At 70.5% G+C, this 12,826-nt stretch carries 14 protein-coding genes and 1 pseudogene; 8 read left to right on the forward strand and 7 right to left on the reverse strand.

Annotated features, from left to right (window positions below):
• Positions 1-61: 61 nt before the first annotated feature.
• The 3 genes and pseudogenes from ACFQ7Q_RS35660 to ACFQ7Q_RS35670 form a co-directional block, all read right to left on the reverse strand.
• The gene (locus ACFQ7Q_RS35660; RefSeq protein ID WP_383562605.1) at positions 62-799 is read right to left on the reverse strand and encodes a transglycosylase SLT domain-containing protein; all 738 of its coding nucleotides are present in this window, start codon (positions 797-799) and stop codon (positions 62-64) included.
• Between the two features lie 275 nt (positions 800-1,074).
• Positions 1,075-2,175: an S-adenosylmethionine:tRNA ribosyltransferase-isomerase gene (locus ACFQ7Q_RS35665; RefSeq protein ID WP_383562608.1), complete on the reverse strand. Its 1,101-nt coding sequence runs from the start codon at positions 2,173-2,175 to the stop codon at positions 1,075-1,077.
• A pseudogene (locus ACFQ7Q_RS35670) lies at positions 2,172-2,868 on the reverse strand (SDR family NAD(P)-dependent oxidoreductase). Before ACFQ7Q_RS35670 ends, ACFQ7Q_RS35665 begins: the two are co-directional and overlap by 4 nt.
• A gap of 171 nt (positions 2,869-3,039) precedes the next feature.
• Here ACFQ7Q_RS35670 and ACFQ7Q_RS35675 point away from each other — a divergent pair.
• The 3 genes from ACFQ7Q_RS35675 to ACFQ7Q_RS35685 all read left to right on the forward strand — a co-directional run bounded on the left by ACFQ7Q_RS35675 (position 3,040) and on the right by ACFQ7Q_RS35685 (position 5,215).
• Complete coding sequence (locus tag ACFQ7Q_RS35675) at positions 3,040-4,185, forward strand: GAF domain-containing sensor histidine kinase (protein ID WP_383562611.1); 1,146 nt, start codon at positions 3,040-3,042, stop codon at positions 4,183-4,185.
• Positions 4,178-4,822: a response regulator gene (locus ACFQ7Q_RS35680; protein WP_383562614.1), complete on the forward strand. Its 645-nt coding sequence runs from the start codon at positions 4,178-4,180 to the stop codon at positions 4,820-4,822. Before ACFQ7Q_RS35675 ends, ACFQ7Q_RS35680 begins: the two co-directional genes overlap by 8 nt.
• Positions 4,823-4,969: 147 nt before the next feature.
• Positions 4,970-5,215, forward strand: a complete 246-nt coding sequence (locus tag ACFQ7Q_RS35685; RefSeq protein ID WP_383562617.1) for a chaplin — start codon at positions 4,970-4,972, stop codon at positions 5,213-5,215.
• A gap of 173 nt (positions 5,216-5,388) precedes the next feature.
• Here ACFQ7Q_RS35685 and ACFQ7Q_RS35690 read toward each other — a convergent pair whose 3' ends face one another.
• The gene (locus ACFQ7Q_RS35690) at positions 5,389-6,174 is read right to left on the reverse strand and encodes a hypothetical protein (RefSeq protein ID WP_383562620.1); all 786 of its coding nucleotides are present in this window, start codon (positions 6,172-6,174) and stop codon (positions 5,389-5,391) included.
• A 151-nt stretch (positions 6,175-6,325) separates the two neighbouring features.
• Here ACFQ7Q_RS35690 and ACFQ7Q_RS35695 point away from each other — a divergent pair, with 151 nt between their 5' ends.
• The 4 genes from ACFQ7Q_RS35695 to ACFQ7Q_RS35710 all read left to right on the forward strand — a co-directional run bounded on the left by ACFQ7Q_RS35695 (position 6,326) and on the right by ACFQ7Q_RS35710 (position 9,530).
• Positions 6,326-7,123 (forward strand): ABC transporter ATP-binding protein, encoded by a 798-nt coding sequence (locus ACFQ7Q_RS35695; RefSeq protein ID WP_383562623.1) that lies wholly within the window; start codon positions 6,326-6,328, stop codon positions 7,121-7,123.
• A gap of 61 nt (positions 7,124-7,184) precedes the next feature.
• Complete coding sequence (locus ACFQ7Q_RS35700; protein WP_383562625.1) at positions 7,185-7,613, forward strand: NfeD family protein; 429 nt, start codon at positions 7,185-7,187, stop codon at positions 7,611-7,613.
• A gap of 93 nt (positions 7,614-7,706) precedes the next feature.
• The gene (locus ACFQ7Q_RS35705) at positions 7,707-8,666 is read left to right on the forward strand and encodes an SPFH domain-containing protein (protein ID WP_383562628.1); all 960 of its coding nucleotides are present in this window, start codon (positions 7,707-7,709) and stop codon (positions 8,664-8,666) included.
• 90 nt (positions 8,667-8,756) lie between these two features.
• On the forward strand, positions 8,757-9,530 hold the full coding sequence (locus ACFQ7Q_RS35710) for a sulfite exporter TauE/SafE family protein (RefSeq protein WP_383562631.1): 774 nt from the start codon (positions 8,757-8,759) through the stop codon (positions 9,528-9,530).
• A 75-nt stretch (positions 9,531-9,605) separates the two neighbouring features.
• Here ACFQ7Q_RS35710 and ACFQ7Q_RS35715 read toward each other — a convergent pair whose 3' ends face one another.
• The 3 genes from ACFQ7Q_RS35715 to ACFQ7Q_RS35725 form a co-directional block, all read right to left on the reverse strand.
• Entirely contained in the window at positions 9,606-10,112 is a 507-nt protein-coding gene (locus ACFQ7Q_RS35715; protein ID WP_383562634.1) for an HNH endonuclease, read from the reverse strand.
• 163 nt (positions 10,113-10,275) lie between these two features.
• Complete coding sequence (locus tag ACFQ7Q_RS35720; RefSeq protein WP_383562637.1) at positions 10,276-10,812, reverse strand: YbhB/YbcL family Raf kinase inhibitor-like protein; 537 nt, start codon at positions 10,810-10,812, stop codon at positions 10,276-10,278.
• A gap of 41 nt (positions 10,813-10,853) precedes the next feature.
• Positions 10,854-11,636 (reverse strand): sporulation protein, encoded by a 783-nt coding sequence (locus tag ACFQ7Q_RS35725; RefSeq protein ID WP_383562640.1) that lies wholly within the window; start codon positions 11,634-11,636, stop codon positions 10,854-10,856.
• A gap of 104 nt (positions 11,637-11,740) precedes the next feature.
• Between ACFQ7Q_RS35725 and ACFQ7Q_RS35730 the strand changes: the two genes are divergently transcribed.
• Positions 11,741-12,382: a DNA-3-methyladenine glycosylase gene (locus ACFQ7Q_RS35730; RefSeq protein ID WP_383562643.1), complete on the forward strand. Its 642-nt coding sequence runs from the start codon at positions 11,741-11,743 to the stop codon at positions 12,380-12,382.
• Positions 12,383-12,826 lie beyond the last annotated feature (444 nt).

Genomic DNA, 12,826 nt, shown 5'->3' on the forward strand with positions numbered 1-12,826 from the left:
CCCTTGCACGGGGTGCCGCCCTTCGGCGTGGCAGCGGCTTCGAGCGGCGCGTCGGCGGCTCTTAGTAGGCGCTGTTGACGTTGTCGATCGAGCCGTAGCGGTCGGCGGCGTAGTTGGCCGCGGCGACGATGTTGGCGACCGGGTCGTACTGGTCGAACTTGGTGCCCGGGACGTGGTAGGCCTTGAAGGTCGGGTAGATGACCTGGAGCAGGCCCTTCGACGGGACGCCGTTGATGGCGTTGATGTCCCAGTTGTTGATGGCCCGCGGGTTGCCGCTGGACTCACGCATGATGTTCTTGTGCAGGCCGTTGTACGTGCCCGGAATGTTGTGCTTGTCCATGATGAACAGCGCCTCGCGGATCCAGCCGTCGAGGTTGTTCGCGAAGACGGGGGTGCGGGCGGCGGCACGGCTCGCGGCAGCCTTCGCCGCGGCGCGCTTCTTCGCCTCGGCCTCGGCCTTCGCCTTGGCAGCGGCCTTCGCCTTGGCGTCGGCCTTGGCCTTCGCGTCGGCCTTCGCCTTCGCCGCGGCTGCGGCGGCCTTGGCCTCGGCCTCCTGCTTGGCCTTCAGGCTGATGCTCGCGGTCTGGTCGGCGAGGCTGGCCTGGAGGGCCTTGGCCTGCGCGCTGTCAGCGTTGTAGGCCAGGGCGACCTGCTGCGTGTTCGCCAGCGCCTGCGGCTCGACCTCGGTGGCGGCGTTGGCCGGCACGAGGGAGAAGCCGACGGCTGCGGCGCCGAGAACGGCGACACCGGCGATCGAAGCCTTGTGGGTCTTGTTCAGACGACGGGTGTTCGCAGACATGCAGGACTACCTCTTCGAATAGCAGGGGGTCGCTCAGGCCGGGGCGGCGCTACGCCCTCTCGGCGGCGACGGCTGCAATTCTTAGCGGCAGCAAAATCCTGTGGCAAAGGTGTGACGTACGATCCCGGGTAGTGGATCAGGGGCCCGTGCACGACCCACGGAAACCCGCCCGGGACCCGCTCAGACAGTGGTTATCTGTCCCTTTTGGGTCCACTAGGGCGGTTCGTAAGTGACCTGGGTCCTATGCGCGGGCTCACATCGGCCATGTAACGAACTCACCGCGCGTTGCTTCGCTCTTGCGCATGGTGAGGGCTCTCCTTCGGGAGGATGAGGTGCACGTCGCCGAACTCGTGCCAGAGGTACAGCTCCTGGACCGCCTCCGTGTACGCACGGCACAGCGCGGGACGTCCGGCGATCGCCTCCAGCATCAGCAGGTGCGAGGCCTCGGGCTCGTGCAGCCCGGTCAGCAGCCCGTCCACCACCCGCACCCCACGCGTCGGCGTCACCACCAGATCCGTCCACCCCGCCGCGGACCGTACGAGTCCGCTCCCGTCGGCCGCGGACTCCAGGGCCCGCACGGCCGTCGTCCCCACGGCGATCACTCGGCCCCCGCCCGCCCTCGCCGCGTTCACCAGCCACGCCGTCGACGCCGGGACCGCGAAGCGCTCCGGGTACGGCGGCTCGTGCGCCTCCGCCGACGCCACCCCCGTATGCAGGGTCAGCGGAGCGAACTGCACCCCCCGCCGCACCAGCTCCGCCACCAGCGCGGCCGTGAAGGGCCGGCCGGCGCTCGGCATCTCCGCCGAGCCCGAACCGTCGGGGGAGGGAAGCGCGAAGACCGTCTGGTACGCCGACAGCGGCTGGTCGCGCTCCGTGTACCCGTACCGGATCGGCCGCCCGTACCGCGCCAGCAGCGCCGGTACGGAGCTGTCCGCCCGCGCCCACCACAGCCGGGCGGCCCCCGGCGCCAGCGGCTCCTCCAGCACGAGGCGCGCCCCTCCGGGCAGCCGGACCACCGCTCCCTCGGGACCACCCGCCCGCGGCCGTGTGCTGCCCCTCCCGTCGGGCTCCCGCACCTCCACCGCCCACCTGGAGTCGTCCCCGCGCGTCGAGAAGTGCACGACCACCGCCTCCCCGCCGCTCTCCCCACCCAGCCGCCCCGTCACGGCCGCGGCGAGCGTCGCACTCGTATTGACGGCGAGCACGTCTCCGGCCCGCAGCAGCGCCGGCAGCTCGCGGAACGCATGGTGCGACACCCGTGTCCCGCGCGACACCATCAGCCGCACGTCCTCCCTTCCCCGCCCGGGCCCGCGCTGCTCGGCCGGCACCCGCGCCGACAGCTCCTCGGGCACCCTGACGGCCCCCGACACCCTCATCGGACCGCCTCCACCAGATCCGCCGCCGCATACCGGCCGCTCGCCGGCCTGCGGTCGAGCAGCGCGAGGAACCCCGGCACCACCGACCCCGGCTCCGGCCGCGGATCGCCGTCCTCAGGGACGGCCGCCGCGTACAGGTGTGTTCATGTCCCCCGGATCCACCGCCCACACCCGAAGCCCCGGCTCCTCCACCGCCAGCACCGCCGCCAGCTGGTCCAGCGCCGCCTTCGACGCCCCGTAACCGCCCCACGTGTCGTACGCCTCCGCTGCCGCGTCCGAGCTCACCGCGACCACCGCCCCCACCGCGCTCTCCCTGAGCAGCGGCAGCCCCTCCTGTACGAGTCCCAGGGCGGCGACCACGTTCGTCTCCAGCGCCGTCCGCAGACCGTCCAGGGTGAGGGCGTCCAGCCGCACCAGCGGCTCGGCCCCCAGGGCGCTCGCGTTGCTCACCAGCAGATCGAGCCCGCCGAGCTCCCGTGCCGCGGCCACCAGCTCCCGACGGTGAGCCCCGTCCGTCACATCCCCGGGCAGCGCCACCACCCGTGCCCCACGCGCGCGTGCCGCCTCCGCACTCTCGTCGAGCACCTTCGCCGTGCGGGCGTCGAGCACCAGATCCCAGCCCCGTCCGGCCAGCGCGCCCGCCAGCGCCCGGCCGAGACCCTTCGACGCACCCGTGATGATCGCTACTGGCATGACATCCATCCCCTCTCCTGCCGATGGATCCAGCCTCCGACCGCTCACCCCGCCGCCGCCTCGTCCGCGGGCCCCGACCGCACAAGGCACTTCGACCTAGGCCCACGGTCCCGACCGGCGGCCGTCCACAGGCGGATACGCACGGTCACCACGCACCGGTACGGTGAATTCATGAGTCATCGACCGAGCTCCGGCCTGGCCGCCGTGAGCACCGCACTCCTGGCGATGAGCCGCCACCTGGAGGTGCGCGACGTCCTCAAGACGATCGTGGCCTCCGCCCGCGAGCTCCTGGACGCCGAGTACGCGGCACTGGGCGTCCCGGACGACCACGGCGGCTTCGCCCAGTTCGTCGTCGACGGCGTCAGCGACGAGCAGTGGCGGGCCATCGGACCGCTGCCGCGCCAGCACGGCATCCTGGCGGCCATGCTCCACAAGGCGGAGCCCGAGCGGCTCGCGGACGTACGCAAGGACCCCCGCTTCGAGGGCTGGCCCTCCGCCCACCCGGACATGTCCGACTTCCTCGGCCTGCCCATCCAGGACGGCGAGGAGACCATCGGCGCCCTCTTCCTCGCCAACAAGCGCTGCCCCAAGCCGGACGGTGGCTGCGGCTTCACCGAGCAGGACGAGGAACTGCTCTCGATCCTCGCCCAGCACGCCGCCATCGCCCTGACCAACGCCCGGCTCTACGAGCGCAGCCGCGAGCTCACCATCGCCGAGGAGCGCTCACGCCTCGCCCACGAGCTGCACGACGCCGTCAGCCAGAAGCTCTTCTCGCTGCGGCTCACCGCCCAGGCCGCGGCCGCCCTCGTCGACCGCGACCCCGCGCGCGCCAAGGGCGAGCTCCAGCAGGTCGCCGCGCTCGCCGCCGAGGCCGCGGACGAGCTGCGCGCCGCCGTCGTGGAGCTGCGCCCCGCAGCGCTCGACGAGGACGGGCTCGTCCACACCCTCCGTACCCAGATCCAGGTCCTGGACCGGGCCCACAGCGCCCGCGTCACCTTCGACAGCTCGGGGGTGCGTGCGCTGCCCGCCGCGCAGGAGGAGGCCATGCTGCGGGTCGCCCAGGAGGCCCTGCACAACGCCCTGCGCCACGCCGAGCCGGAGCTGGTCGCCGTCTCCCTCGTCCGCGACGGCCAGGGCGCGCTGCTCACCGTCACCGACGACGGCAAGGGCTTCGACCCCCGCACGGTCCGCAGGGCGGGCCGGCATCTCGGTCTCGTCTCCATGCGGGACCGGGCAGGCGGGGTCGGCGGCAGACTCACCGTGACATCGGAGCCCGGCCGAGGCACCACGATCGAGATGGAGGTCCCCGGTGGGTGACAAGATCATTCGCGTTCTGCTGGTCGACGACCACCAGGTGGTCCGGCGCGGCTTGCGGACCTTTCTGGAGGTCCAGGACGACATAGAGGTCGTGGGCGAGGCGGCCGACGGAGCCGAGGGCATCGCCCGCGCCGAGGAGCTGCGGCCGGACGTCGTCCTCATGGACGTCAAGATGCCCGGCATGGACGGCATCGAGGCGCTGCGGAAGCTGCGCGAGCTGGCCAACCCGGCGAGGGTGCTCGTCGTCACGAGCTTCACCGAGCAGCGCACGGTCGTTCCCGCGCTGCGGGCGGGCGCCTCGGGGTACGTCTACAAGGACGTGGACCCGGACGCCCTGGCCGGCGCCATCCGCTCCGTACACGCGGGGCATGTGCTCCTCCAGCCGGAGGTGGCCGGGGCGCTGCTCTCCCAGGAGGACGGCCACGGCGGCACCGGCCGAGGCTCCACGCTCACCGAGCGCGAGCGCGAGGTGCTCGGCCTGATCGCGGACGGCCGCTCCAACCGTGAGATCGCCCGGGCGCTCGTCCTCTCGGAGAAGACGGTCAAGACGCACGTGTCGAACATCCTGATGAAGCTCGATCTCGCGGACCGGACGCAGGCGGCGCTGTGGGCGGTGCGGCACGGCCTGACCACGTGAAACGGGTGAGACGGAAGGGGCACCTCCGTTCCCTTCTTCATACCGTCGGGTGTATGTCCCCCGTTCGGCGCAACCCGGCGGGGGTGCGGGCGTTCTCCATGGCGTGCTGCGGCGGCCGGCCGCAGCGAAAACCAGGAGGATCCTGAAGTGAAGAACCTGAAGAAGGCCGCTGCCCTCACCATGGTCGCCGGTGGCATCGTCGCCGCGGGTGCGGGTGTCGCCTCCGCCCACGGTGGGGCGGACGCGCACGGCGAGGCCCTCCACTCGCCGGGCGTCGCGTCCGGCAACCTGGTGCAGGTCCCGGTCCACGTCCCGGTGAACGTCTCCGGCAACACGGTCAACGTGATCGGCCTGCTCAACCCGGCCTTCGCGAACGGCGCCGTCAACCACTGACGCCCCGCGACCAGCCCGGCCCCCGGACGATCCCCCGGGGGCCGGGCTTCTTCCCTTCCCGACGCGTCCTCGCACCCGTCGGCGCCGGGGCGCTCCCGGGCCCGCCCCGCCGCGGCGGACTCCGCCGGCCGTGGCCGGAACGCGCGGCCGAGCCCCTCAGAGCTCCCGCGTCCTCAGAGCTCCCGCTCCCGTTCCTCCACGTACGCGTTGTACGCCGCCACCTGCGCCCGCCGGGCCACCCGCTCCACCGGCCGCAGCGCCGCCCCCCGCGCCGCCATCTCCGAGGCGCTGACCGCGCCCCCGTGACCATGGTCGTACGCCAGGTCGATCAGCAGCCCCACCCGCTGGGCCAGCTCCAACACCCGTACCGCACGGGCCGGATAGCCCGGGGCCAGGACCTCACGTCCCGCCTCCGCCCGAGCCCGGTACGCGTCGCGGGCCGCGTCGGCCACCGGGCCCGAGCCCGCGACGTCCAGCTTCGTCAGCACCGCCGTCGCCTCGCGCATCGCCTCCGCCAGCTCCCGCTCCGCCTCACCGAGCGACGGCACGTCCGCGGGCGGCGCCTCCCGTACGGGCAGGCACCGCCAGACGACCTCCACATGCACATCACCGGGCGGACCGGCCTCCGTCACCTCCGGCACCAGACCGTACGGAGCGCCGAAGCCGACCACCGCCTCCTCCGCCTCCAGCGCCCGTGCGTTGAAGTCCGGCGGGCCGCTCAGCCCCAGCGGATGCCCCGGCGCCGGCAGCGCCACCCGCCACCCCGAGACCCCGAGCCGCCGCAGCCGGCCGAGCGCCAGGGTCAGCCCGACCGGTCCCGCCTCGCCCGGCAGCCCCTCCACGCGGTGCACCGCGTCGTTCCCGACAATGGCCAGCGCCGCGTCGTCCGGCGATACCGATCCGGCCAGCAGGGCATTGCCCCAAGCGGCCAGGCGTCCTGAGCGTGGTTCCGAAAGCATGCCCCCAGACTAGGGACTCCCCGCCCCGCGGCAGGGAACTACCGGACCTAACGACCGGCCCGCTCCGACAGTGGCGTAGGTTTTCCCTGGACGCCGCGCCCACAGGCGCACGCGACGACTCGACTCGACCGCAAGGGGAGACAACGCGCTCATGAGCGATGTACTGGAGCTGGTGGACGTATCCGTGGTCCGCGACGGACGGGCTCTGGTGGACGATGTCTCCTGGTCGGTCAAGGAGGGCGAGCGCTGGGTCATCCTCGGCCCCAACGGCGCCGGCAAGACCACCCTCCTCAACATCGCCTCCAGCTACCTCTTCCCCTCCGCCGGCACCGCCCGGGTCCTCGGCGAGCAGCTCGGCGGCGTCGGCACCGACGTCTTCGACCTCCGCCCCCGCATCGGCATGGCCGGCATCGCCATGGCGGAGAAGCTCCCCAAGAAGCAGACCGTCCTGGAGACCGTCCTCACCGCCGCGTACGGCATGACCGCCACCTGGCACGAGGACTACGACGCCGTCGACGAGCAGCGCGCCCGCGCCTTCCTCGACCGCCTCGGCATGACCGAGTACCTGGACCGCAGGTTCGGCACCCTCTCCGAGGGCGAGCGCAAGCGCACCCTGATCGCCCGCGCGATGATGACCGACCCCGAGCTCCTCCTCCTCGACGAGCCCGCCGCCGGACTCGACCTCGGCGGCCGCGAGGACCTCGTCCGCCGCCTCGGCCGCCTCGCGCGCGACCCGTACGCCCCCTCCATGATCATGGTCACCCACCATGTCGAGGAGATCGCCCCGGGCTTCACCCACGTTCTGATGATCCGTCAGGGCAAGGTGCTCGCCGCCGGCCCGATGGAGACCGAGCTGACCTCCCGCAACCTCTCCCTCTGCTTCGGCCTCCCGCTCGTCGTCGAGCACGTCGGCGACCGCTACACCGCGCAGGGCCTCCCGCTGAAGTAGCCCAATCCGGCCGGGAATCGCACCCTGTCCCGGACCCACCCCACCGCCCTACCATGACCACGTGGACATCGACGCATGGGTCTGGTGGCTGATCGGCGCGGTAGGACTCGGCATTCCGCTCGTCCTGACCGCAATGCCTGAATTCGGCATGTTCGCCGTCGGTGCGGTAGCCGGAGCCGTGACCGCAGGTCTCGGCTTCGGCATCGTCGCGCAGGTGGTCGTCTTCGTCATCGTCTCCGTGGCGCTCCTCGCGGTGGTCCGACCCATCGCCGCCCGCCACCGCAACGGCCCGCCCCAGCACGCCAGCGGCATCGACGCGCTGAAAGGCCGTCAAGCCGTCGTCCTGGAGCGGGTCGACGGCAACGGCGGCCGCATCAAGCTCGCCGGTGAGATCTGGTCCGCCCGCGCGCTCGACTCCGGGCTGGCCTTCGAACCCGGCGACCAGGTCGACGTCGTCGAGATCGACGGGGCGACCGCCGTGGTCATGTGACCGAACCCCCCACGAGACGGCGCGCCGTCTGGGAAACTCGATCATCACAACCAACCCGGCAGTCGACCGGCAGCGAAGGGCACAGGGAACGCGATGTCAGCAGTCATCATCGTCCTGATCATTCTGGTGGTGCTCGTCTTCATCGCCCTGATCAAGACGATCCAGGTCATCCCGCAGGCGAGCGCAGCGATCGTCGAGCGCTTCGGCCGCTACACCCGCACCCTCAACGCCGGTCTGAACATCGTCGTCCCGTTCATCGACTCGATTCGCAACCGGATCGACCTCCGCGAACAGGTCGTCCCGTTCCCGCCGCAGCCGGTGATCACCCAGGACAACCTGGTCGTCAACATCGACACCGTCATCTACTACCAGGTGACCGACGCCCGGGCCGCGACCTACGAGGTCGCCAGCTACATCCAGGCCATCGAGCAGCTCACCGTCACCACCCTGCGCAACATCATCGGCGGCATGGACCTGGAGCGCACCCTCACCTCCCGCGAGGAGATCAACGCGGCCCTGCGCGGCGTCCTCGACGAGGCCACCGGCAAGTGGGGCATCCGCGTCAACCGCGTCGAGCTCAAGGCGATCGAGCCGCCGACCTCCATCCAGGACTCGATGGAGAAGCAGATGCGCGCCGACCGCGACAAGCGCGCCGCGATCCTCACCGCAGAGGGCATCCGCCAGTCGCAGATCCTCACCGCCGAGGGCGAGAAGCAGTCCGCGATCCTCCGCGCCGAGGGTGAGGCCAAAGCCGCCGCCCTGCGCGCCGAGGGCGAGGCCCAGGCCGTCCGTACGGTCTTCGAGGCCATCCACGCCGGCGACCCGGACCAGAAGCTCCTCTCCTACCAGTACCTCCAGATGCTGCCGAAGATCGCCGAGGGCGACGCCAACAAGCTCTGGATCGTGCCCAGCGAGATCGGCGACGCCCTCAAGGGCCTCTCCGGCGCCTTCGGCAACCTCGGCGGCGGAGCACCCGGCTTCAACACCGGTGCGGTGCCCGGCAGCCGCACCGGCAACGAGACCGAACGCCGCGAAGTGCCCCCGGTCGACTGACACCTACACGCAGTCGTGCATGATCGGTGCGAGCCCCTCGACCCCGACGGACGTCAGGGCGGGGAGGCGAGCCACTGATCCTGTAAGGAGATGGCTTTGTCCATCTGGGAAGTACTGGCCGTGTTCGCGGCCGGCGTCGGAGCCGGCACCATCAACACCATCGTCGGATCGGGAACGCTGATCACGTTCCCCGTCCTCCTCCTCACCGGACTGCCCCCGGTCACGGCCACCGTCTCCAACGCCCTCGGCCTCATCCCCGGCTCCATCAGCGGAGCCATCGGCTACCGCGAGGAACTCAAGGGCCAGCGCCGGCGCGTCCTGCGCCTCGGCACCGTCGCCGCCATCGGCGGACTCTGCGGAGCCGTCCTCCTGCTGATGCTCCCGGCCCGGGCGTTCGAGACCATCGTTCCCGTCCTCGTCGCCCTCGCCCTGGTCCTGGTCATCCTCCAGCCCCGGATCTCCAAGGCCGTACAGAGCCGCCGCGAACGCCACGGTCACCAGGGAGACCCCGACGGCGGCCCGCTCCTGCTCATCGGACTGCTCCTGGCCAGCGTCTACGGCGGCTACTTCACCGCCGCCCAGGGGATCATCTACCTCTCCCTCATGGGAATGCTCCTCGCCGACACCCTCCAGCGCCTCAACGCCGTCAAGAACGTCCTCGCCGCGATCGTCAACAGCATCGCCGCGCTCTTCTTCCTCTTCGTCGCCGACTTCGACTGGACCGCCGTCCTGCTCATCGCCGTCGGCTCCGCCATCGGAGGCCAGATCGGCGCCAAGGTCGGCCGCCGTCTGCCCCCGAACGTCCTGCGTGGCGTCATCGTGACCGTCGGCACCGTCGCCATCGTCCAGCTGCTGCTCCGCTGAACGACGAGGGCCCGCTCCCCGAGCAGGGAAGCGGGCCCTCGTCGTACACCTCTACGCAGATCCGGAAGCACCGGATCACGCCGCCGAACTGGCCAGCCACTCCGGCAGCTCGGACCTCTCACCGGCCCGCATCGCCAGCAGCATCGCGTCCGCCGGCGTCGGCACGAACGGCTCGCGCAGCAGCGGCATCCCCGCCTGCTCCGGAGTCCGGTCCGCCTTGCGGTGGTTGTCCTCGGCGCAGGACGCCACCGTGTTCAGCCAGCTGTCCCCACCACCCTGCGCCCGCGGCACCACATGGTCCACGGTCGTCGCGCGCCTCCCGCAGTACGCGCACCGGTGCTGGTCCCGGACCAGCACACCCCGCCTCGACCACGGAGCCTGTCTTCGGAACGGCACCCGTACGTAACGGCAGAGCCTGATCACCCGAGGCACCGGAATGTCGACGGCGGCGGCACGCATGCGAAGATCGGGATGCTCCTGCTCCACGACGGCCTTGTCCTGCAGGACAAGCACCACCGCACGGTTGAGTGTGACCGTCGAAAGCGGCTCGAAGCTCGCGTTCAGAACCAGCGTGTCCCGCATTGTGCCCACCTCCCGTGTGCCGGCCCAGCCCCATGGCAGGGCTCCGGGCTGGGATCAACTCTGGCCGGGCGCGCCGGGTTGGACAACGCAATATCGTGCGCAACGAAAGATGCCCGCTTCTGATCTCTCCAAGACCAGAAGCGGGCAAACAACAAACGAACGCTCAGCTGCGCGCGGGACCGGTGTACTCGGCGATCAACTGCGCACGCCCCAGCGTGTGGAACCGCAGGTTGAAGCCGACGGCCGCGGGAGAGGTGTCCGCGTCCGGCCCGAGCTTCTCCGTGTCCACCGCGTACACGGTGAAGACGTAGCGGTGGTTCTCGCCGGCCGGGGGAGCGGCACCGCCGAAGTCCCTGGACCCGTAGTCGTTACGCGCCTGCACGGCACCGGCCGGCAGCCCCGCGAACGACCCCGTGCCCACGCCCGCCGGCAGCTCGGTCACCGACACCGGGATGTCGAACAGCACCCAGTGCCAGAACCCGCTGCCCGTCGGAGCGTCCGGGTCGAAGCAGGTGACGGCGAAGCTCTTCGTCTCCGCCGGAAACCCCTCCCAGCTCAGCTGGGGCGAGATGTTCCCCGCCGCGTACACCTGCGCGTCCTTCAGCGCACCACCCGCCACGATGTCGTCGCTCACCACGGTGAACGCCGGCACCTGCGGATGGAAGTCGTGAGGGAGCGGCGCCCTCTTCCCCTCGGCCACGTCCGTACCTCCGTATCGCAGACTTCTGTACGGGGGTGAGCCTAGAGCCAGTTGCGCTTGCCACCGACGTCGGCGAGCCACTGGTTGAGGTAAGCAGCCCAGTCGGTCGTGTGGAAGTCCTGCAGACCCACCTTGAACGCGCGGAACGAGTCACTGCCCTCGCTGAACAGCCCCGGCTTCTTGTCCATCTCCAGGACGACGTCCATCTCACGGTCGTCCGCGACGAAGCTGACCTCGACCTGGTTCAGACCGCGGTACTGCTGCGGCGGGAAGAACTCGATCTCCTGGTAGAACGGCAGCTTCTGCCGGGTCCCGCGGATGAGCCCACGCTCCATGTCCGCACTCTTGAAACGGAAGCCCAGCTGGAGGAAGGCGTCCAGGATCGCCTGCTGCGCCGGCAGCGGGTGGACGTTGATCGGGTCCAGGTCGCCGGAGTCCACCGCGCGGGCGATCTCCAGCTCGGTGGTCACACCGATGTTCATCCCGCGCAGCTGCTGCCCCGCGATCGCGGTGACCGGCGTCTCCCAGGGAATCTCCAGACCGAACGGCACCACGTGCACCGCACCGGCCTGCACCGTGAAGGCGCCGCCGAGCCGGACCTTGACGAACTCGATGTCCTGCTTGGTCTCCTGGTCCGCGCCCTCGACCTCGACCCGGGCCTGCAGGCCCACGGACAGCCCCTCGATCTGCTGGTCGACCGAACCGCCCTGGATCCGCACCTCACCCTGGACGACGCCACCCGGGACGACGTTCTCCTCGGTGAGCACCGTCTCGACGGACGCACCGCCGGCACCCAGGCTCGCGAGCAGCTTCTTGAACCCCATGAACACTCCCTCTTGTCCTGCTTGGCCTTGACCTCTACATACGCGCGACGACCGTAACCGGTTCCCCACCGCTTACCCAGGAGACCCCAGTACGCTCGGGCGCCATGAGCGAGAGCCCCGACCGTACGCCGCTCCCGCGGGCCTTCTTCGACCGCCCCGTCCTGGACGTCGCCCCCGATCTGCTCGGCCGCACCCTCGTACGGAACTCGAACGCCGGCCGCATCGAACTCCGCCTCACCGAGGTGGAGGCGTACGCCGGCGCCATCGACCCCGGCTCCCACGCCTTCCGCGGCCGCACCGCACGCAACGCCGTCATGTTCGGCCCGCCCGGACACGCGTACGTCTACTTCACCTACGGGATGTGGCACTGCCTCAATCTGGTGTGCGGACCCGAGGGCCACGCGAGCGGTGTCCTGCTGCGCGCGGGCGAGATCCTCGTGGGCGCGGAACAGGCACGGACCCGTCGACTCTCGGCCCGCTACGACAGGGAACTGGCCAAAGGCCCGGCCCGCCTGGCCACGGCCCTCGACGTGGCCCTCTCCCTGAACGGCACCGACACCTGCGCCGGCGCGGACTCCCCTCTGTCCCTTCTTAAGGGAACCCCACCCCCGGCCGACCAGGTACGCAGTGGCCCCCGCACGGGAGTGGGCGGCGACGGAGCACCGCATCCCTGGCGCTTCTGGATCGACGCCGACCCGACGGTCAGCCCGTACCGCGCCCATGTGCCCCGCAAGAGGACCTCTTGACCCGACTTGACTCGGGTGCTGCGGACGCCTAACGTAGGCGAGCCGCTTGAAACGGGACATGCTTCTTCAAGCACCCCGGAGCGGCCATCCACTACCTACGACGAACCCCACCGGGTGCGGATTTCGGCATGCCGAAATTTGGTCCGAATGGCTCGATTATGAGTCGCCGGGGAATTCGGCTAAAGTAGTGACCACGCCGAAAGGCAAGGCCCCCAACAGGCCACCGGAAACAAAATCCGAACCGGAAACGGAGCGGAAAAGGATCTGGTAAGGTTGGAAACACGAAAGACCGAAGGGAAAAGCCCGGAGGAAAGCCCGAGAGGGTGAGTACGAAGGAAGCGTCCGTTCTTTGAGAACTCAACAGCGTGCCAAAAATCAACGCCAGATTAGTTGATACCCCGTCCATCTTCGGATGGCGAGGTTCCTTTGAAAGTCCTGCCGGCC

The sequence above is a fragment of the Streptomyces sp. NPDC056527 genome (genome assembly GCF_042794475.1).
GTDB lineage: Bacteria > Actinomycetota > Actinomycetes > Streptomycetales > Streptomycetaceae > Streptomyces.

Coding starts and splice junctions, on each gene's coding strand:
- ACFQ7Q_RS35710 (WP_383562631.1), top strand. CDS start 8,757: ATGGCTTTGTCCATCTGGGAAGTACTGGCCGTGTTCGCGGCCGGCGTC.
- ACFQ7Q_RS35695 (WP_383562623.1), top strand. CDS start 6,326: ATGAGCGATGTACTGGAGCTGGTGGACGTATCCGTGGTCCGCGACGGA.
- ACFQ7Q_RS35705 (WP_383562628.1), top strand. CDS start 7,707: ATGTCAGCAGTCATCATCGTCCTGATCATTCTGGTGGTGCTCGTCTTC.
- ACFQ7Q_RS35660 (WP_383562605.1), bottom strand. CDS start 799: ATGTCTGCGAACACCCGTCGTCTGAACAAGACCCACAAGGCTTCGATC.
- ACFQ7Q_RS35665 (WP_383562608.1), bottom strand. CDS start 2,175: ATGAGGGTGTCGGGGGCCGTCAGGGTGCCCGAGGAGCTGTCGGCGCGG.
- ACFQ7Q_RS35690 (WP_383562620.1), bottom strand. CDS start 6,174: ATGCTTTCGGAACCACGCTCAGGACGCCTGGCCGCTTGGGGCAATGCC.
- ACFQ7Q_RS35725 (WP_383562640.1), bottom strand. CDS start 11,636: ATGGGGTTCAAGAAGCTGCTCGCGAGCCTGGGTGCCGGCGGTGCGTCC.
- ACFQ7Q_RS35715 (WP_383562634.1), bottom strand. CDS start 10,112: ATGCGGGACACGCTGGTTCTGAACGCGAGCTTCGAGCCGCTTTCGACG.
- ACFQ7Q_RS35675 (WP_383562611.1), top strand. CDS start 3,040: ATGAGTCATCGACCGAGCTCCGGCCTGGCCGCCGTGAGCACCGCACTC.
- ACFQ7Q_RS35730 (WP_383562643.1), top strand. CDS start 11,741: ATGAGCGAGAGCCCCGACCGTACGCCGCTCCCGCGGGCCTTCTTCGAC.